Genomic DNA, 20214 nt, shown 5'->3' on the forward strand with positions numbered 1-20214 from the left:
CCGCGCGAACTGTCAGGTGGGTGGGATAAGTTTCCGAAAAGGTGGGTGGACCAGTTTGCTGTCCATTAGAAATCTAGTTCAGATTTTTTCAGTTGGCGCGAAGAAATTCTAAGAATTCTCGGCTGTTGCAGATAGCAATCGCACACAAGAAGCTCTGTTGAGCTTTGACCACAACATGGTGAAATCCGCCAACAAAAAAAGTGGGCCGGAACAAATGTTCCGACCCACTTTGAGGCAATAACGCATTGGTCTTAGTACGAGATATAGCTACGCTTCGACGACGGCACAGCCAATTCGCGGAAGTCATAATCCGTCGCATCGACACCTGAATCCAATTGGATGCCGATGAACAGGTCCTTGACCTGATCGGTGGTCACGTCGTTGGGAATCACGAACGGACCGGGATTCTCACCCAAGAAACCGCCGTGGCTACCAATCGAATCCGGGCCGTCCTTGTAACCGGTCGGCTGCGATTGAATGATGCGGTACGTACCCGACTTGAGATTGTTGAACGAATAGTTGCCGCTCGCGTCGGTTGTGGTCGTCAGCACCACGGCATTATTCTGGTTGTCCGTGCCCTTGAGCGTGATCACGACGTTGGCCAGCAATCGGTCTCCAGCATCGTGGACGCCGTTGTTGTTTTTATCGACGTACACCGTGCCGGCGATGCTCGCAGGATCGACCTTCACCAACGTGGTTTCGTCGTCGTCGTTGTTATTGAGATTGGTTTCCTGCTCGTTGCCTTCAACGTGAGCCGTGTTGTACAGCGAGCCCTCGAAGTTGGCGGCAACCGCGACTGTGATTGTAATCGTCTTGGTAGCTCCCGAGGCGAGGTTGCCGAGCTCGAATTCCAAGTCGCGACCGTTGATGGAATCGGGCACTTGCGAAGCGCTTACATAGGTCACGCCTGTCACCGGCAGCGTATCAGTCACCACCACGCCCGTCGCATTGGACGGACCGTTGTTCTTAATCGTCAGTGTGTAAGTGAACTGGCTGCCCGGTGCGACCGGATCTTGGCTGTCGATCTTGGTGATCTGCAAGTCGATCCGCGGCGTCACGGGATTGGAAACCGAGTCGGTATTGTTCGACAGGTTCACTTCCTTGGGAGCCGCCACCGTGGCTGTGTTAACAAGCGTGCCCGTGGCATTCTTGTTCACTTTGGCCTGAATGGTGATATAGATCGATTCGCCCGGATCGACCGTGCCGAGATTGGCCGTGATCACGCCCCCCACGTGTTGCAACGTCACTCCGGGAACGCTCACCGTTCCAGAAACGAACGTCACGAACGAGGGCAGGGTATCGGTGAAAGTCGTTCCCGCGGCAGCGGAAGGACCTTCATTATCGATCTTAATGTTGTAGGTCAGAGTCTCGTCGGGTGCGATCGAAGTCTGTTGCACCGACTTGTCGAGCACGAGGTCAAACCCGAAGAAACCAAAATCAAGCGTGCGATTGGTGTTGCCGTTATCCGATGTTTCAGCGCCACCGGCCAGCGTGATCGCCTGGCTTACGACACCAGCACCCGCGAGCGGCGTGCCGTTGTCGTCGTTGTCGATGTTGTTATCGGGATCCGCAGCAAGGGCACTACCCAAGCTCGAAGCCAAACCTTCGAGATTACCACCTGCCGTGAAGTTCGTTGGATCGACTTGAACTATGTACTTGCCGGCAAACAGATTTTGGAACAGGTAATTGCCATTCGCATCGGTCACGGCCTGACCCATCAGTTGGTCGACTCCAGCCGTGTAGCTGTTGTCGCCGTTGGTGTCTTCATACAAGTTGAGCTTCACGCCCGCGATGCCGCTTTCGTTGGCATCGAACTGGCCATCGTCATCGATGTCGGCCCAAACGCGATCACCCAAGCTGAGTTTCGGCGACGCCGTGAAGTTGGCCCGCTTGGTGGTGAGACCGACAAGCCCCACAAGAGAAACTTGCCCGTCGACCGCGTTCACACCCTCAAAGGTCAATTCCAACGCACCGACGTTGGTAAAATTGGCCCCATTGCCACCCTTGGCGCTCGGAACGTCATCGAAGCGGAACACGGCCAAGCCGGTGGCGGCACCACCCGGAGATTCTGGCACGGTGGTTATGTATTCCGACCAATTGTTCGCATCGGAATATATGCGGAGTTTGATTTTCGCGTTGGGATGATCGGCGCCCGAAGTCAGCGCGATGCCGGTCATCGTGTTACCGTCGAACTCGGTGAGATCGATCCCACCCAGACCGGTGTGGTTGATCGCCAAGGCATTGCCGTCGACGCCGTCCCAAACAATTTTGGCGTTGCCGATGACGGTCGTATCACTGGCGAGCCGCAACAAACCCGCGGCACTAATCAACGATACTGACGAAAAGGGATCGTTCCCCTGGGTCAGTTCGACGTACATGTCGCGTTCGCCACCCAACACGCCGTTGTCGACTTGCGTCGAATTCTGGCTCGATGGCAGCGGTGGCGCGGCACTCACGACTTGAGTTGTTTCGAAATCGTCGATTTCGGGGCCGTCGACGCCCTCGGCTTCTTGAAGCGTGATAACGATCTTCTGTGTGTCTTCGCCAGCTTCAAATTGCAATGAAGAGGGCAGGGCGACCTTCACGAAATAGGTGCCTGCTTCCAGACCGTTGAAGCCGTACTGGCCCAGCGAATTGGTCGAAGCCGCATTGATTTGGACGTCGCTGGCGTCGAAACTGCCGTTGCCGTTGTCGCGGTAAAGTGTGACGTTTGCGCCGACCACAGCGACGTCGTTGGCCGCGTTGCCGTCGCCTTGCACGTCGGTCCGGACAAAGCCGATGATCTCCGCCATGTCGGCGGCCATCATTTGACGACTCTCAAGCTTCTCGAAGCCAAATTGCTTGGGACGCAAAGAAACGGCTTGTTTTTGCCGTCTTTTGCCGCCTAAGCGAACGGGAAACTTGAATGACTCGGAACCTGGGATAGCCATAACGATACCTCACGAGTGCTAGCTGGCCGACTTCGACAAGTGCAGACTGTGAGAGTTGTATCGGCAAGAAGGCCCTCGGAGGTTTACCAGTTGTATTCGATGCCTGTATTCAAGCCCTGAATGAGCACATTCGTTTCGTTGAACGTGAACATGGGGCGGCTGGGGATATACAGAACTGAATCCGCATCATCGCTTGGAATCTGCGTCGAGTTGAGTTCACGATCAATTTGATCGCCCGGCCTCACGACGTTCGTCCAGTACATGATCGTATAACCAAGCCTCAGCTTGCACCGCTGAGTCAACTTGTAGCCGACTGTCAGGTTGAGTTCCGGGATCATACTGAAGCGGTTGCGGTCGTAATCGCCAATATTGCCGACATACAGCTCGTTATCTGGTGCAGGACCTTGATTGTTATCCTGCGTGAGCAGGCCACCGGCCGCGCGTTCCGTGGGGCCGCCCGGTTCGGTCACGTCGGTGTAACCGTTGATCGAAACCTGCTGCCGCGTGCTGCCCAAGCCAATTTTGGAAAGCAAGGAAAGCGACCAGCGATTCCGTTCGACGCCCCAGTCAAAGCCGAGTTCACCACCGAGAAAGGTGTTTTCGGTGCTAAACTGATCGACAAGGTAAAAAGTCGTGCCATTGGGTGGCAGATCCCCTGGTGGGGGAATAATTTCGCTGGCAGCTTCCAGATCTTCCGTAATTTGAAGCATCTCGTCGAGTTGATACCAACGGAATCCTGCGAGGAAGTCGACGTACCGTGAATCGCCACCACAGCCAACTACGCTGCCGCAGCCGATTCCTGACCCGCAACTCACTCCTAAACCACAATCGACTCCCATTCCACAATTCACACAGTCACCGCAGCCCACGGTCGGACAGCAGCTGCGACACAAATTGTGCCGCAAAGTTAAACCAGCACCTTGGAACTCGCTGCTGGAATAAACGCTCACCGTGCCGTCCAAAATATCCGACGAAACTTGTTCGGCCGCTTCGCGTGGCGAAAGGTCTAGTTCGCCGTCTTGATCGACGTCGGGCGTTAGATCGAAGAATGGCCGACCAATCCAATAAGGTTCGCCGTTGACTCCGCCCAAGGCGAAATCTTCTTCAAGTTTGCCCAACATTAAATAGTCGAACTCGATGGCCTGCTTGTTACATTCATCGATCCAGGTGCCCAACATAATGCGAAAACCGCTACGTGCATCTTCCAATATTGGATCCTGCCCATAAACGATCTGTGTACTCGGATTATCCCCAGGGAAGTTGGGCAGCACCGCACCATCTTGTGCGTCAGAGATCGTCACCAGCGGCGGGACATCCATGCCTTCGAGCCACCACAGCAAATATTCGCCCCGTGCATAAGCCCGACTCATCGGAGGCGAGGCGCCGCCTTGGCGATAGCCGCCGTGTCCCGCGTGCAACGAACATGTTCCATCTTGGCAATTCGAACAGCCGCCAAAGTCCAAACCTTGATCTTGATAGATGGGACCATTCCCTTCACCCATATAAACCTGCTCACCCTCTTCAAAGTTGAAGGTCTCTCCCTCACCGATCAGCTCTGGCTCACCTGCTGGCGTGGGTTCATCAGCAGGGATCGGTTCTAGCAACGCTTTATCGTCGGGTTCACCCGCCGGAATGGGTTCCTGAAAAGCCGCTTGTTGCACGCCGTTTGCAGGGCGCGCTGCTCGCGCAACGGTGTTGTTTCCACTGCGAGGGAAAACAAGCTGTGAGGCAAGTAGCGTATCACCGGTATCGTGACGCACGCCTACAATCCGACCGACATAAGGCTCAAGGTTTATTTTCTCCACTGGCTCGACGAAACGCAAAATACCGCCATAGCGGTCCACGAGCGCGAACGCCGGCTCACCTTGTTTATTCTTATTGCGCACCAACTTTGCTTGCAGTGTGGGGCGCTGAATACCACGCCGCGGCGGCAGCTGCGCCTTGTTGTTGGGAACGAGGCCCGCTGGAGCATTGGGCTCGAACAGCGAGTCGACCATCCGCCCCGCGGCGCGATCGGGCGCTGCGCTGCTTTGGGCAAATAATACGTTAACCGATGAAAACGAAAGAGCGCAGGCAGCCGCAACCGCCGCGCACAACGACAATCGTCGCACAACCATGTGTGTGTCCTTCCCCGCGCACTCGCGCAGACAGTTGCCTGCGAAAGCCAATCGGGACTGGAATATTGGTAGTAGAAGAGATCCTGTCACGAAAAGCGGAAGGCTTTTAGCAAAAGGCCTGATTCGACCGCAAGACCAGTTTTTTTGAGTTATATGCCTCGTTGTCACCGTACCCTAAGCTTGCGATACTAAAAGGACTGACAAATGGCAGATTTGACCTAAACGAATCGTGGCAAACGCATGTGGCCCGACCAGCAGAATACCGAACAGTTGCTAGCCGCGGCGCGCAGCGGTGACGGCGATGCAGTGAATCAACTGCTCGATCGCCACCGCGTGGCGATTCGCCAGATGATCGATCTCCGCATGGATCAAATGATCAAACGGCGAGTCGATGCCAGCGACATCGTGCAGGAGGTATTGATCGAAGCCAACCGCCGGCTCAACGACTATCTTCAAAACCCGGTGATGCCGTTTCATTTGTGGCTACGGCAAATGGCCAAAGATCGGTTGATCGACGCCCACCGTCGTCATCGTGGCGCCGACCGGCGAAGTTTAGACCGCGAGCAACCACTGGTCGCTGCCGCGGGTAACGAATCGTCGGTCGATCTGCTCGCGCAAATTCGCGATTCAGAACTTACCCCCGCCGCAGCCGCGACATGGCATGAACTGCAAGCACGTTTTCAACAAGCCTGCGAGCAGCTTGATGACCTCGATCAAGAAATTGTGCTGCTCAGGCATTTCGAACACCTTTCCAACACCGAAGCGGCACAAGTGCTGCAACTCTCGCCGCAAGCGGCCAGCATGCGCTATCTGCGTGCCATGCGACGGTTGCGCCAGTTCATGGATGGCTCAGACGGTCCTGCTTCCGATGAACAAGTCTCATGAAGCACGCAGCCAATTCCGAACAACGCGATCTCGAACTTGCTGCGATCTTCGCGGACATCACCGACCGTAGTGCAAGTCACCGTCCCACCTTGGAACAACTCACCACCGCGCATCCGCATCTTGCTGACGAGCTTCGCGCCTTATGGGGCACGGCCTTACTGGTCGATGCCGTCGCTAGCCATACCAATAGCCAAACACTCCCATTCGTCAAACCCACACGAACTGCCGATCTTGAGCCACCCCGTGCGCTGGGAGATTTTGAGCTGATCGAAGAAATTGGTCGCGGCGGCATGGGTATCGTCTACCGAGCCCATCAACAAAGCCTCGGCCGCGAAGTCGCAGTGAAGCTGATCCTGCAGGGTTCGCAAGCCTCGGAGCTTGATAAGGCGCGCTTTCAAGCCGAAGTGGCAGCTGCCGCCCAATTAGAGCACCCGAACATCGTTCCCATTTATGAAGTCGGGGAAATTGCCGGGTGGCAATTTTTCGGCATGAAGTTGATCACGGGGCAAACGCTGGCCCATCGAATAGCACAGGGTCCTATCGCAGAACGCGATGCCGTGCGAATAGTGCTTGAAATCGCGCGAGCCATTGAATACGCCCACAGTCGTGGCGTAATTCATCGCGATTTGAAGCCGCCCAATATTCTTATCGATCTCGATGGCGTGCCCCATGTGACCGACTTTGGGCTGGCCAAGCATCTCACGGCGAGCAATTCGTCGCTCACCCAATCTGGCACGATTCTGGGGACACCGGCTTACATGGCCCCCGAACAAGCGGCCGGCAATCGTGGTAAAGTCGGGCCTGCGTCGGACGTCTACAGCCTTGGTGCGATTCTCTATTCCCTGATCACGGGCCGCGCGCCATTTCAAGGCACTTCGCCCGTCGACACGTTGTTAATGGTCCTAGAGCAAGATCCGCTGCCGCCACGGTTGTTGAATCCCCGCGTCAGCCGGGACTTGGAAATGATCATTCTCAAGTGTTTGCAAAAACCAATTGAGCTGCGATATGCTTCGGCGGGAACCTTAGCCGAGGACTTGCAGGCCTATTTAGACGGCGAATCCATCATCGCTCGCAGTGGTCGATTCACCGACATCATGGCCCGCGTGTTTCGCGAAACTCACCATGCCACGGTGCTCGAGAACTGGGGCGTGCTCTGGATGTGGCACGCGGCAATTTTGCTCGTGATGTGTCTGGTCACCAATTGGATGCACCTCCAGCGGACTCGTTGGCCGGTAATGGGCGAACCCTGGCCCTATTTACTGCTGTGGGGAGGCGGCTTGGCCGTGTGGGCTCCGATTTTCTGGGCACTAAGACATCGCGCCGGGCCCGTGACCGCCGTCGAACGTCAAATCGCCCATGCTTGGGGAAGCAGTATCGTCGCCGTGATGCTGCTCTTTTGGGTCGAAGAATTGCTCAACTTGCCAGTGTTGAAGCTCTCACCCGTGTTGGGTTTGATCGGCGGAATGGTCTTCGTGATGAAAGCTGGAATATTGGCAGGCAGTTTCTACGTTCACGCCGGGGCCATGCTGGCCATGTCCGTGATCATGGCTGAGATGCAACGCCTAGGCTTCGAATATGGCGTGTCGATCTTCGGGATCGTTTCCGCGGCAACATTCTTCTTGCCAGGATGGAAATACTATCGGCAAGGCCGAGATAACGCTGCTAAACGATTGGTCGCTTAGCGTTCTTTCGGAGCAGTCGGTCTTGGAAAGTAGTTCCCTGTGTTCATGAACGAATTGAATTGCATGAAACCAGTTCCGTGGCCGGTGGGTGCTGCATTCTGATTGCCGGAAATCTCATAAGGGCCTTGAGCAGCCATCTGGTTGAGTTTACGACTTTGAGCATATTGCTGGCGCGAAATGCGATCATTGAACGCGCGTTGATCCTGCTGGGGCCGCACAATATTGTAAAAGTCCGAAGGAGTTGAGAATGGATTGGAGAGCGTCAAATAGGGGCTAACGGACGGCCCGCGATCAAGGCCCGTGAATGGTTTGGAAGCAGGCCCACCCAAGGGCGAGGAACCCGGGCCGATGAAATTTTGACGATTCACACCACCCACCCCAGCCGGTGGAACCGCTGAGTTACGAACCTGCTGCATAATTCGTCCAGTTGTAAACTGGTCAATACTATTTTGCGACTTAACGTTATTCAGATAGGTTGATGCATACCCACGCTGGGCGTGGGCCAAGCGATTATTCTGACAAAATAGCAAAATCGTAAGTGCTGTAGCAAAACTTATGCGGTAGAACATGGCTGATGACCTTAATACATGCCGAAACACGACAGGATCCCTCTATAATGATAGGTGTCTGGTCCTGCCGGGACAACAATCTGCCGTTTCCCTCGTAAATTGCTTGCGCAATCGACCCGCAATAGTCTACACGATGCCTACGGACCAAGCGGGCGAATCCGCGTTTAAGTCTGCCTCAACGTCAAATCTTCAACAGAAAAATCGCTACGACTGACAAGTCAGGTTGGCAACTGCCAACTTGTCCGCAAGTCACGGGTTTATTTCTTCGCCGTACGCTTCTGTTGAAAGAAACGCGAAAGAATTTGCCCGCATCCCTCGGCCATCACGCCTGCCACGACATCCGCGCGGTGGTTCAACCGAGCATCTTGAAGCAGTTGATAGAGACTGTTGACCGCCCCCGCCTTGGGATCCTCGGCACCATAAACGACTCGTTTGACGCGAGATTGCACAATTGCCCCCGCGCACATCGGACAGGGCTCCAAGGTCACGTACAGCGTGCAACCCTCGAGCCGCCAGGAGTCCAAAGCTGCAGCGGCCTGCGTGATCGCAATCATTTCAGCATGTGCCGTGGGATCGCGCAATTGTTCACGCTGGTTGTGGGCCGAGCCCAGGATTTGCCCGTCGCGAACGATCACCGCACCAATCGGCACCTCATCCTCCACCGCGGCTTGCTCGGCCTCGGTAAGTGCTAGCGCCATCCAACGCAAGTCCTCGGCGGCTTGCTCATTTTCTGCGAGATTTTTCAACATCGGACGAATTTTCTTTTCGACTCAGAACGACCTGGGGAGTAGGGGCGTATGAAGCGTGAACGCATAATTTCCGCTCCCACCAGGACTATCTGCTATACTTATCTAATTGCTGGGAAACAATGATGCATTCCGACACCATGATGAATTCGACTTCGCTACGTCGTGCGGCTACGTTCATGTGGCTCGCTACCGTGGCTCTCCTGATCGCCATGTTCATTGGCACGCATCTCCCTGGCCCACTGCACACAGGGATCAGCGCCAGCGACAAGACGATTCATTTCTGGGCGTATCTATCACTATCGCTTTTCCTGCTCACCAGTTGGGAACTGACCATCGGTCGGCTACGGCCGGTTCATTATTTCACGGTTTGGCTCATTTGCACACTGTACGGTGCGTTCGACGAACTCACACAAATCCCCGTGGGCCGAACCTGCGATAGTAGGGACTGGCTCTTCGACGTTATGGGCGCCGTTACGGGCTTAATCCTGTTTCGCGTGGCCCGTCCGCTGATTTACCGCGCGGCCATGCTGTTGCCCACGACGTCCCAAGCATCTCAATAATGGGGCGTCGGCGCGCGATAGTCTTCAAGCCGAATCGTGCTAAACCATTCAATCGTTTTGGCCAAGCCTTCACGCAATTTGAGTTTCGGCTCCCAATCTAAATATTTCTTGGCCCGACTGATATCCGGCTGACGCTGTGTGGGATCGTCCTCGGGCAACGGGCGTTCGACAATCTTGGAGTTTGTTCCCGTCATTTCGATCACAAGTTCTGCCAACTCGCGAATCGTGAACTCGTCGGGATTGCCCAAATTAATCGGCCCCACGCATTCGCCAGAGCTGTTCATCATGCGAACGATTCCTTCCACCAAATCGTCGCGATAACAAAACGACCGCGTCTGCGAGCCGTCGCCAAAGAGCGTAATATTCTCGCCCAACAGAGCTTGGCGAATGAAATTGGAAACCACTCGCCCATCGAACGGGTGCATCCGCGGGCCGTAGGTGTTGAAGATTCGCACGATGCGAATATCGACCTTGTTGCGGCGATGATAATCCATAAACAGCGTCTCGGCCGCGCGCTTGCCTTCGTCGTAACATGCGCGGGGGCCAATCGGATTGACCGAGCCGCGATAATCTTCCGTCTGGGGATGCACCTCCGGATCGCCGTAAACCTCGCTGGTCGAAGCCTGCAAGATCCGCGCTTTGCAGCGCTTAGCCAGACCAAGCGTGTTGATCGCTCCCAGCACCGAAGTCTTCATCGTCTTGATGGGATTGTATTGATAGTGACCGGGCGATGCCGGACAAGCGAGGTTATAAATTTCATCGACTTCCAAGACGATCGGCAGCGTAATGTCGTGCCGAATCAACTCGAAGTTTGGCTTGCCGAGCAAATGTTCGACGTTGGTCTTCTGGCTCGTGAAAAAATTGTCAAGGCAAATGACGTCGTGCCCTTCACCGACCATCCGTTCGCAAAGGTGCGACCCGAGAAACCCCGCCCCACCAGTGACTAAAATACGTTTAATTGCTGCCATGCGTGACCCTTGAGGAATGAAAGCTGTAAGAACGATTCTAATTGGCTCGCCTTACTTCCTCAACGAGAGAACGTGGCTCAGACGGCGCATTCTTCTTATGAAATCTGCGCCAGCACTTCACGCACTTCCTCGGAACTTTGTGGTCGCACGACGCGGGCGATTTCCACGCCATCCTTGAGCGCAATCAGCGTTGGCCACAGCTTTACACGGAATGATCGCCCCAGCGGTCTGCCGGGGCCATCTTCCACTTTGATGTGTTCGATGTCCGAAGACTCGCGAAGCGCAGTGGCCACGTGCGACGCTGCTCCTTGGCAATAACCACACCAGCTCGTCCCGAATTCAAGCAGCACAGCGCCTGACATCTCGTCGACGGTTTCGCGGGTAGGACCAGGATTGAGATATTCACTGTTCATGTTGAAGTCATTCGCAATTCATGTGCCAACGAAGCTACGCACGGGCCGTTTGGCGATACTGCCGCCCGTTGCCATTGCCATTATTTTGCGGCTGTAACGGAGCCCGCTCCATCTTGCGGTTGCCATCGCCCAACAGTTGATCGATCCGCGTATTGAGTTCCGGGCTCGGTTCAATTCCCACGGCACAATCGAAAAAGACGCAGCTACCATCCAAAAGTTCCAAACGCAGTTTCAGCTTCTTCGACCCCGGATATCCGCGCACGATTTCTTTAAGTTGCGTCAGCCCAAGCTCACCGTGCTGATCTTCACGCACGCGGACCACCATGCCGCTGGAAAACTGCTTGGCCAAATCCTCGAGCGACAACAACTTGTCGACGATCAGATTTGTTTCTTCACTTCCCGGACGGCGGTCGACCTTGCCGATGATCCCCACGATTTTATCGGGCTCGACCATCGTGCCAAACTCAGCGAATTGCTCGGGCCACATGATGCAACGGACCATGCCGTCGAGGTCTTCCAAATCCCACATCGCGTATTTCGTGTGTACGCTGCCAGGCCGCGGATTCTTGGTGTGCGAAAACTTGATCGCCGCCAGCATCCCCCCCAGCACGACTTCATCGCGATGGTTCATCTTGGCGAGCGACGCAGAACTCGAGCAATACGTGCGCAAAGTCTGTTCGTGTTCAGCGAGCGGATGACTGGATAGATAAAAGCCCAAAACTTCCTTCTCGCGGGCGAGCTGATCTTTCTCATCCCACGCGGGAATGTTCGGCAAATCGACAGGTTGGGCTGCGACCTCTTCTTCCTCGTCGTCGCCGAACAAACCCTTCTGTCCGCTGCGACGATCCGCCGCGGCGGCGGCACCCGATTGCAACGCCCGATCGAGCATCAGCATCAACTGCGCCCGATGCCCGCCCAGCGTATCGCACGCACCCGCTTTAACGAGCGCTTCAATCGTCGCGCGGTTGCAAAGCTGGGGATCAACCCGCTCGCAGAAATCAAACAGGCTCTTGAACGGACCATTTTTCTTGCGTTCGGCGGCAATCGCTTCCGCGGCCCCCGTGCCACACGCTTTGATCGCCCCCAAGCCGAACATGATTTTGCCGTCCGCAACCGTGAAGTCCGGATCGCTCGAATTTACATTCGGCGGCACAACCTCGATGTTCATCCGCTGGCAATCTTCCAAATGCTCGACCAGCGAATCTTTACTCTTGAAATTACGACCAGGAATATCGCACGACAACAATGCGGCCATAAACTCCACCGCAAAGTGCGCCTTGAGATACGCCGTCATGTAGGCGATCAGCGCGTAAGCCGTGCTATGCGATTTGTTGAAGCCGTAGCCCGCGAATTTCTCGATCATGCCAAAAAGCTCTTCACCCTTCTTCTTATCCAATCCCTGCTTGTGGGCACCGTCGAGAAACTCCTCGCGGTACTTGGCGATCATCGGCAGCTTCTTCTTGCTGATCGCTTTAATGCAGGTGTACGCCTGAGAGAGCTGAATTCCCCCCAAGCGATTCAAAATCCGCATGACCTGTTCTTGATAAACCATCACCCCATGCGTTTCGACGAGCACGTCTTTCATCACCGGATGCGGATATTCGGCCTCTTGTCGGCCATGCTTCACGGCAATGTAGTCGTCGACCATGCCCCCTTCGAGCGGGCCGGGGCGATAGAGCGCGTTCGTCGCGATAATGTCGTGAAAGTGGTCGGGCTTCATGCGCTGCAGCAGATCGCGAATGCCGCCGCTTTCGAGCTGGAAAATACCCTTGGTTTCGCCACGGCAGAGCAGGGCGAAGGTTTCCTTGTCATCGATCGGAAACTTATAAGGATCGATTCGTTTGCCCTGCGATTGCTCGACCAATTCAATCGTCCGCGCCAGGATTGTCAGATTGCGCAACCCCAAGAAGTCCATTTTCAACAGGCCGGCGCGCTCGACGTCACCCATTGCCCATTGCGTGATGACTTCGCTTTTCCCCTTCACGTGCTGTAGCGGCACATATTCATCAACCGGCCTACCCGCGATCACCACCGCCGCGGCATGGGTACCCACGTTGCGCGCGAGGCCTTCAATCTTCTGCGCGAGATCGATCAACTGATGAATTTCTGGATCGTTCTCATACGCCTTCTTGAGCTCGTCGCTTTGCACCAACGCTTCGCCAATCGAGATGCCCAACTGGTCGGGCACCATCGCCACAACTTGATCGACGCGAAAGATCGGCATCCCCAACGTACGGCCCACGTCGCGAATCGCCGCCCGTGCGGCCAGTGTCCCAAACGTGCCAATCTGCGCGACGTTCGCTTCGCCGTATTTGTCCTTCACATATTGAATGACCTCGCTGCGGCGATCTTTGCAGAAGTCGATATCAATATCAGGCGCTTCCAAACGGTTTTCATCGAGAAACCGCTCGAACAGCAGATCGTATTCCAGCGGGCAGACGTGACTCATCTTGAGCGCGTAACACACCAGCGACCCCACGCCCGAACCGCGTGCCGTGCAGGGAATTCCCTTTTCGACCGCGAACCGCACGAAGTCCCACACGATTAAAAAGTAATCGCAGAAACCAAGCTTGGTGATCACATACAGCTCGCGCTCCAAGCGGTCGTAGACTTCCTTGGAAAGATCGTCGCCATGCCAACGCTTGCTTTCATCGGCATAGCGTTCTTTAAGTCCAGAGAGGCACAACTCGCGTAAGTACTCGTCGGATTTCTTTTCCGCGGGCAATTGAAAACTGGGGAAATGACGTTTGCCCAGCTCAAGGTCGATATGCACCGAGTCGGCGATTTCCTGCGAACGCTTCAGCGCATCTTCAAAATTCGGCAACGCCGCGTACATCTGATCGTGGCTGCGCAGGAAGAATTGATCCCCTTCCATCTTCATGCGGTTCGTGTCGGTGCGAAACTTGCCCGTGTTGATGCACAACAGTACGTCCTGTGCTTCGGCATCTTCCTGATTCACGTAGTGGGCATCGCTGGTCGCCACGACGGGCAAGCCCACGCGAGTCGCCACCTCCACCGCGGCTTCCATCGCCTGGCGTTGAATGGCGAGGCCGTTATTTTGAATCTCGATGAAGTAACGATTGCCGAAAACTTGGTGAAACCACTGCGTAATCGCGATCCCTTGGGCAATCTGATCCTCGGTCGCGGCATTGCTGCCATTCAGGATCGCTCGGCTGAATTCACCCGACACGCAGCCGCTCAGGCAGATAATCCCCTCGCTATACTCGGCAAGCAGTTCGCGATCGATGCGGGGTTTGTGATAAAAGCCCTCCAAAAACGCGCGGCTCGCCATCTTGATCAGATTCTGAAAGCCGATGCGATTCTGCGCCAGGAGCGTCAAATGATAGGTGGCTTCTTTGCTGCTATTCGCGCCCGATTTGTCGAAGCGGCTCCCCGGCGCGACGTAGGCTTCGTATCCCAAAATTGGATTGATCTCGGCATCTTTGCACGCCTGATAGAACTGGAGCGCGCCATAGAGATTGCCGTGATCGGTGAGCGCGAGGCCGTTCATCCCCAACTCTTTGGCGCGATTGACCAGCCCTTTGATCGGACTCGCCCCGTCCAAGAGACTGTAATGGCTATGGCAATGCAGATGAACGAACGGCTGAGACACGCGCGCGATTCCCTTCAGCAAACTAGGCACAACAGAACGGCAAACCGCCATTGTACCCGGTTGCTAGCAAGGGAGACAGATGCAAGAAATCGCGGAAGATCCTAGCGCCAGAGCTTGCTCCGTAAACAAGCTCACTCTTCCCGATTCGCATCCCCAATCACTTTGAGGTACTCGGCGAGTTGCGATTGCAGGTCGAGAAAATCCTGCCATTGCTCGGCGGTGAGTGTCGCCTTGAGATCTTTTTCGTCGATGCTCGTGCCGCGGACAATGTGCCGCGCACGTAAATGCAAATATTCGAGCAACTCCGAAAGCTGGGCCGCTTGACCCGCTGTGAGCGAGTTCGGCAAATCAGGCGGCTCGGGGATATGCAGCGTGCTTTGCAGTTCTTCCGAAGAACCGAGTCGCAACTCGAAGCTCAATGAATTGGAATTGGCGGGCGACACCAACTCGCTTGTGGCGAAATCTTCGTTCACACACAGGCCGTCGTTGCGCAGGTCGTGGATCCGCCCGGCGATTTCCTCGCGCGTGCCGAACAGTAATACCGAACGCCCTACGTTGATCACGTCGCCGTAGCGCAGGATCCGCAGGTGCGTGTCTTCGCCGTTGACACGCGTGCCATTCGTGCTTTCCAGATCGGTCAGTACGAGTTTTTCTTGGTCTTCTTGAATCTTGATGTGGAAGCGGCTAATCCGTTCGTCGTTGAGCTGAACGGAATTCCCTTCCTCGCGGCCGATGGTGATGGGAGGCTCCAGATGATCGAAGACCTTGCCACGGTCGGCGCCGTCAAGAACTCGCAATGTCACACTTGCCATCACCGTTTTCCGCCTGTCTTCTGCCGTTGGTCAGAACTGATGTGCGTCGGCCCTAAATTGCCCCGACAATCTACTTGCACCTTCAGCCCGTGCACCCGTGGTCAACCCAGCGAGTGCCGCTTTTGGCAGCGATTACCCTAACTTTCGCTTATAACACGCCAGATTTCGTGGAGCAAGTGAAATGCCATTTGGCCCACCGCGTCCAAAAAATCAAAACTTGACGCGCTGCGTGCGAATCAAGCAAATTCCCCGCACAATCTTGCCGGAGTCGCCCTCTTTAAGTTTATCCCCTAAAATGTGGTCCGCGGAAAACGAAATGCAAAAAAACTGTAGTGGGAACAAGGCGGTATGAGGATTGCTTATCTCGACTGTGCCAGTGGCATTAGCGGCGACATGATGCTCGGAGCCCTTTTAGATGCCGGTGTCGATCTGACCACAGTTCAAGCCGGAATTGATTCACTCGGCCTGCCAAGCTGCCGGTTGGAAGTGGTGGAAACCAAAAAATGTGGTTTCCGAGCGCTGCAACTCACCGTCGCGCATGAGCCCGAACACAAGCATCGCCACTTGCATCACATCGACGCGATGATCGATGGCAGCACGCTCTCTGAAAATCAAAAACAACTCGCCAAAAAAATCTTTCTCCGGCTCGCCGAAGCTGAAGCCAAAGTTCACGGCACGACGATCCAGAAAGTTCACTTTCACGAAGTCGGTGCGGTCGATTCCATTGCGGATATTGTCGGCTCGGCCATCGCTTGGGATCTGCTCGGCGTCGACCACATCGTCTGTTCGCCGATTCCCACGGGCACCGGGTTTGTCGAGATCGCTCATGGTCGGTGTGCGATTCCCGCCCCCGCAACGGGAGAACTCCTGCGTGGCGTACCGCTGGCAGCTTCGACTGTGGCAGGTGAACTTACGACTCCCACCGGTGCGGCCATCGTCGCGGCGCTCGTGGATGAGTTTGGTCCCGTCCCCGCGATGTCGATTGAAAAAATTGGTTACGGCGCGGGACAAAAAGATTTCGAGCATCCCAACCTGCTGCGATTATTGGTGGGCGAAACGGCGGCCATTAAAAGTCAATTTGCGAGCGACACAATCACGCTTTTGGAAACCAATCTCGATGACACCACCGGCGAAACGATTGGCCACTGTGCCACGCTGCTATGGCAAGCCGGCGCGCTCGACGTGGCGACCACCGCGCTGGCGATGAAAAAGAACCGCCCCGGCGTATTGCTTCAAGTGCAATGCCATGCGAGCGATGCCGAGAAACTCGCGACAATCATCTTTCGCGAAACAACGGCCCTCGGCTTACGTCGCTCGACGCTCGACCGTTGGATATTGCCTCGGCACAGCGTCAGCGTCGTTACGCCCTATGGCGAGATCACGGGAATCGTGGCACAACTTCCGAATGGCAGCGAAAAGTTTTCGCCGGAATACGAAGCATGCGTGCAAGCCGCGGAAAAACATAAAGTCTCGTTAAGCATGATTGAAGCAGCGGCTCGCTCCGCGTTTGGAAAGTAAACCGATGATCGTCATCTTCGCCAACTTGGGAGCGTCTGTCTTAATGCTAGCCGGCTGTGCCGTGCTGATTTACACGCTCATGCGCAAAGCCCAAGCCGAAAAGGCCCGTCAGCGCAACACAACCGTCGTGAACGACATGCGCCGGCTACCGCCAACGGCGAAGCCCTGGAAAACGAGCGAGATGAGCGCCGAAATGATTGATCTCGCCCGCGATCTCAACGGCCAACTCACGACGAAGATCATCGTGCTCGAGCAACTGATCGCCGACAGTCAAAAGCAAATCGCCCGCATGGAAAGTTTGCTTGAGCGGATGGAACATCATAAATAGCCGAGGCGTCCCGCCTCGGAAAAAAAGATTTAAGCCACCGCGACTTCGTTGTCGCTCGACAGCACCTTCGGCACCAGCTTGATCCGCAAACGCTCCACGCGAAAAAACTGCCGCTCGGCCCGTTTGCACAAATGCTCGAAATTGGTTTCAAACAGAATCGGCTCCTCGGGTTGCAATACCCGCAAAGCCCGCCACAGCGCAAGCTTCCCCATAATCCCCAGCGAAAGCGTTTCGAGTGCTTCAAACGTGCTCAACGACGCACCATCGCTGCCCAACTTCCAAAGGCTCGCCTTCTGCGCCAGCCAGGCAGCACCCTCTTTCAACTTATTCTGGGGCTGACCGATCTTATCCGCCAAATGCTCCAACACCTGACGATCTTCCTCGATTTCGTAGAGCAACTCCTCGGCGAGATTCTTCACCGCGATGTTTTCGCGATCTTCCCGCAAGGTTTGCAGCAAGCTGATCGCAAACCGCGCCCCCGCCAAGTGATCGTGCATGTAAGTAATCAGCGTATTGCTCATCTTTAGATCTCTACTAGCCGAGGGCGGCAGCCCACGGTTTCTCAACTTAAAGACTACTTTGGCGTTCTCCGCGGCGGCTCGGCATACGTCCGAATCGTCGCGAGCAGTTCTTCTTGATCCGTAATCTGGGCGTAATTCGGAATCTGCAACATCCCCGCCACCGCACGCAGTTCGTCAATCGAAAGTTCTTCCAAGTTCACCGGGATCACAACATCATTGCTATCAGCCGACCAAACAACCGTATCTGCCGTATCTGCTTCGGCGTCGTAGTTGTCGCGCGCCGCTTCGATCTCGACGGACCGCAACGCCTCGGCGGCATCGCAGATGTCGTCGCTGGTGATCGAATCCCCGTCAGAATTTTTTTCGGGGCGATTGGCGCGCAACGAACCGACTGTCGAACTCCCTGGCTTAGACATCGATGTGTCTCCTGATTTGGCGACGAATTAAAAATTTGATTTAGGATGCGCGACTTAACGTCTCTACGGGCACGTCGCGACTGAGTTCTTTTTTAAGCAAAGCAAGATTCTTGCGATTAGCCCGCCAGGCCATGTCGAACAAATCTCCCACCAATGGCACGGCACCCACGACAAAGTCGATCCCCACATTGCCGAGCATCCGCCACAACGTCCATTTGGATACGCCAAGGCGATTCGCTTCCCACATAAAGTACACCGACATCGCCGTCGTAAAACCATCACCGGCCACCGGCACGAGTCCGATGAGTGTGTCCCACCCGAAACGCATCTTTGTGCCGGGCACTTTGTAGCGGTCATCCAAAACCGTCGTCAGCCATTCCAATCGACGCATCACCTGCGCTCGATCCAAGGGCTCGCGTTCATCGGCGGTAAAGCCGCCTATGACAGGCCACATGCGCTGCTGCGAATCGCGCTGATTGGCAACTAACCAGTTCATATTTTTTACCATGACATTTTGGCAGGGGAAGATAGAGGCGGACAAGACAGGGGGCAAATGCCGTTCCAAGCGCGGCAAACCCGAATTTCCGACAAGCGAAGAAGTCTCGCGCAGAAAGTGGCAGGCACTGACTAGGGCGCGACCATTGGCGAGCAAAGTTCCACCAACGTCCCCTCAATGCTCCGCACGTAAGCCACGACCTGCCCCCACGGCTTGGTCTTCGGTTCGGAGATTGGCTGTGCCCCCGCGGCGACCGCCTGCTCGTAAGCCGCGGGAACGTCGGTCGTGGTCAAACCGATCTCCACGCCAAACGGCTGCCCCTCGGCCGAAATTCGTGCGTAACCCCCGGGCAGATTTTGTTCAGCCACTTCGTGCGCGGCAAACGCCAACACCGTCGCACCGGTTTCTAACTCACCGTAGCCGCTCTCATGCAGAAACCGCGTCGCCAAGCCAAATGCCTTGTCATAAAACTCCAGCGTTACCGCCACGTCGTCGACGTAGATAATCGTGTAGCCAAAATTCATGACGACTCCCCTGAGGTTGCTGGCTCGGCAAGCAACTCTTCGATTTGCCGCCGCGCAACTTTTTGATTGCCGGCATCCTCCCAGTTCAGCTCGCCATACCACCAATACCGCACGCGGCCTTGCTTGTCGATGATGTACACGCTCGGCCACATGTTGTTATACCAAGCCTGCCACATCTTCTTCTCTTTATCGACCGCCACGGGGAACTTCAACTCATGTTTCTCCAGAGAAGCTCGTAGTTGCGCGTTATCCGTTTCAAACTCCGTCTCTGGCGTGTGAATGCCAATCTGCGCAACGTCTTTCCCTTGGAACGCCTCATGCCACTCGCGATACCAGGGATAGTTGTTAATGCAGTTGCTGCAACCAAAGGCAAAGAAGTGAACGACAACGACTTTGCCGCGCAACGTTTCCAGGGAAAGCGGCTCGGAATTCACCCACTCTTCAATCCCCACAAACTCCGGTGCCCAGGCGGGGCTCTTTACGACCTTACTGAAATCAAATGGCTGTCCCAACAAGCGGCCATAGGCATCTTGCTGTTCCGGGGATAGCAGTTCGACGACTTCCTTATGCCGTTCGGCGTTGAGTTGAGGCAGCTCACCCTCCAGCGCTTCCATGCCGCGCTGCTGCAAGTCATGCAGCCTGTTGCGAAACCGCGTGGAGATCTCCGTGAGCCTTGTCTGCTGTTCGTCGGTCAGCTGGAGCGCTTTGCCAATGTCTTTACGTAGCAGGGCATCGTAGCCTTGCGCTTGCAGCGTGAGCCCCTGCAATCGCAGGCGTTGATCGTTCGTGAACAATTTCTTGAGCTCGGCCCGAATCTCGACAAGTTCCGGCTGGGCTGTCTTGTCGGCCCCCGACGGGCTCACATCACGAATCGCCAGCAGCATGCGATTGTGCTTGCGCAACAGCTCATCCAGCGATTGACGCTGCTCGGGCGTGCAAGCCAGTTCCTGCCGCACGGCGTCATCGCGAATGAGTAGAATCGTGGGATCTGTGAGTTGCGGCTTCTCAGCTGCTTCAACCGACCACGAGAAAATTCCCAGAAGGCAGGAAATAATCAATGTTCTGATGAACATGACGTTGGCGCTCCAAAAAAAATCAAAGCCGGCCCACGGT

The 20214-nt window shown here is 55.5% G+C and carries 18 protein-coding genes; 5 read left to right on the forward strand and 13 right to left on the reverse strand.

Annotation, left to right across the window (positions count from 1 at the left end):
• Positions 1-251: 251 nt before the first annotated feature.
• The gene (locus AC6T8Q_RS20530) at positions 252-2930 is read right to left on the reverse strand and encodes an SdrD B-like domain-containing protein (protein ID WP_500680857.1); all 2679 of its coding nucleotides are present in this window, start codon (positions 2928-2930) and stop codon (positions 252-254) included.
• Positions 2931-3013: 83 nt separating this feature from the next.
• On the reverse strand, positions 3014-5047 hold the full coding sequence (locus AC6T8Q_RS20535; RefSeq protein WP_500680858.1) for a BBP7 family outer membrane beta-barrel protein: 2034 nt from the start codon (positions 5045-5047) through the stop codon (positions 3014-3016).
• A 240-nt stretch (positions 5048-5287) separates the two neighbouring features.
• Between AC6T8Q_RS20535 and AC6T8Q_RS20540 the strand changes: the two genes are divergently transcribed.
• Positions 5288-5932, forward strand: a complete 645-nt coding sequence (locus AC6T8Q_RS20540; protein WP_496920469.1) for a sigma-70 family RNA polymerase sigma factor — start codon at positions 5288-5290, stop codon at positions 5930-5932.
• Entirely contained in the window at positions 5929-7614 is a 1686-nt protein-coding gene (locus AC6T8Q_RS20545) for a serine/threonine-protein kinase (RefSeq protein ID WP_500680859.1), read from the forward strand. The genes AC6T8Q_RS20540 and AC6T8Q_RS20545 overlap by 4 nt, the downstream gene beginning before the upstream one ends.
• Here AC6T8Q_RS20545 and AC6T8Q_RS20550 read toward each other — a convergent pair.
• Positions 7611-8213 carry a hypothetical protein gene (locus tag AC6T8Q_RS20550; RefSeq protein ID WP_500680860.1) on the reverse strand — a complete coding sequence of 201 codons (603 nt, stop codon included), beginning with the start codon at positions 8211-8213 and terminating at the stop codon, positions 7611-7613. The genes AC6T8Q_RS20545 and AC6T8Q_RS20550 overlap by 4 nt on opposite strands.
• 227 nt (positions 8214-8440) lie before the next feature.
• The gene (gene tadA, locus AC6T8Q_RS20555; RefSeq protein ID WP_500680861.1) at positions 8441-8932 is read right to left on the reverse strand and encodes a tRNA adenosine(34) deaminase TadA; all 492 of its coding nucleotides are present in this window, start codon (positions 8930-8932) and stop codon (positions 8441-8443) included.
• 122 nt (positions 8933-9054) lie between these two features.
• Between tadA and AC6T8Q_RS20560 the strand changes: the two genes are divergently transcribed.
• Complete coding sequence (locus AC6T8Q_RS20560) at positions 9055-9492, forward strand: VanZ family protein (protein WP_500680862.1); 438 nt, start codon at positions 9055-9057, stop codon at positions 9490-9492.
• On the opposite strand, the gene AC6T8Q_RS20565 is transcribed toward AC6T8Q_RS20560, so the two are convergent.
• The 4 genes from AC6T8Q_RS20565 to AC6T8Q_RS20580 all read right to left on the reverse strand — a co-directional run bounded on the left by AC6T8Q_RS20565 (position 9486) and on the right by AC6T8Q_RS20580 (position 15298).
• The gene (locus tag AC6T8Q_RS20565) at positions 9486-10460 is read right to left on the reverse strand and encodes a UDP-glucuronic acid decarboxylase family protein (RefSeq protein ID WP_500680863.1); all 975 of its coding nucleotides are present in this window, start codon (positions 10458-10460) and stop codon (positions 9486-9488) included. The genes AC6T8Q_RS20560 and AC6T8Q_RS20565 overlap by 7 nt on opposite strands.
• A 95-nt stretch (positions 10461-10555) precedes the next feature.
• Positions 10556-10873: a thioredoxin family protein gene (locus AC6T8Q_RS20570; protein ID WP_500680864.1), complete on the reverse strand. Its 318-nt coding sequence runs from the start codon at positions 10871-10873 to the stop codon at positions 10556-10558.
• Positions 10874-10907: 34 nt separating this feature from the next.
• Positions 10908-14486, reverse strand: a complete 3579-nt coding sequence (gene dnaE / locus AC6T8Q_RS20575; RefSeq protein WP_500680865.1) for a DNA polymerase III subunit alpha — start codon at positions 14484-14486, stop codon at positions 10908-10910.
• Positions 14487-14617: 131 nt separating this feature from the next.
• Positions 14618-15298, reverse strand: a complete 681-nt coding sequence (locus AC6T8Q_RS20580) for an FHA domain-containing protein (RefSeq protein ID WP_500680866.1) — start codon at positions 15296-15298, stop codon at positions 14618-14620.
• Between the two features lie 348 nt (positions 15299-15646).
• On the opposite strand from AC6T8Q_RS20580, the gene larC reads away from it, so the two are divergent.
• Complete coding sequence (larC, locus tag AC6T8Q_RS20585) at positions 15647-16816, forward strand: nickel pincer cofactor biosynthesis protein LarC (RefSeq protein ID WP_500680867.1); 1170 nt, start codon at positions 15647-15649, stop codon at positions 16814-16816.
• Positions 16817-16820: 4 nt separating this feature from the next.
• Complete coding sequence (locus tag AC6T8Q_RS20590) at positions 16821-17144, forward strand: hypothetical protein (RefSeq protein ID WP_496920479.1); 324 nt, start codon at positions 16821-16823, stop codon at positions 17142-17144.
• 29 nt (positions 17145-17173) lie between these two features.
• Here AC6T8Q_RS20590 and AC6T8Q_RS20595 read toward each other — a convergent pair whose 3' ends face one another.
• The 5 genes from AC6T8Q_RS20595 to AC6T8Q_RS20615 form a co-directional block, all read right to left on the reverse strand.
• Complete coding sequence (locus AC6T8Q_RS20595) at positions 17174-17665, reverse strand: hypothetical protein (protein WP_496920480.1); 492 nt, start codon at positions 17663-17665, stop codon at positions 17174-17176.
• Positions 17666-17718: 53 nt separating this feature from the next.
• On the reverse strand, positions 17719-18081 hold the full coding sequence (locus tag AC6T8Q_RS20600) for a hypothetical protein (RefSeq protein WP_500680868.1): 363 nt from the start codon (positions 18079-18081) through the stop codon (positions 17719-17721).
• A 40-nt stretch (positions 18082-18121) separates the two neighbouring features.
• Positions 18122-18577, reverse strand: coding sequence for a DUF4112 domain-containing protein (locus tag AC6T8Q_RS20605; RefSeq protein ID WP_496920482.1), 456 nt, complete (start codon positions 18575-18577; stop codon positions 18122-18124).
• A gap of 131 nt (positions 18578-18708) precedes the next feature.
• Positions 18709-19101, reverse strand: a complete 393-nt coding sequence (locus AC6T8Q_RS20610) for a VOC family protein (protein ID WP_500680869.1) — start codon at positions 19099-19101, stop codon at positions 18709-18711.
• Positions 19098-20174: a redoxin domain-containing protein gene (locus AC6T8Q_RS20615; RefSeq protein WP_500680870.1), complete on the reverse strand. Its 1077-nt coding sequence runs from the start codon at positions 20172-20174 to the stop codon at positions 19098-19100. Before AC6T8Q_RS20615 ends, AC6T8Q_RS20610 begins: the two co-directional genes overlap by 4 nt.
• Positions 20175-20214: the final 40 nt, after the last annotated feature.

Origin of the sequence: Bythopirellula sp., assembly GCF_041737835.1 — a bacterium.
Taxonomy (GTDB): Bacteria; Planctomycetota; Planctomycetia; order Pirellulales; family Lacipirellulaceae; genus Bythopirellula.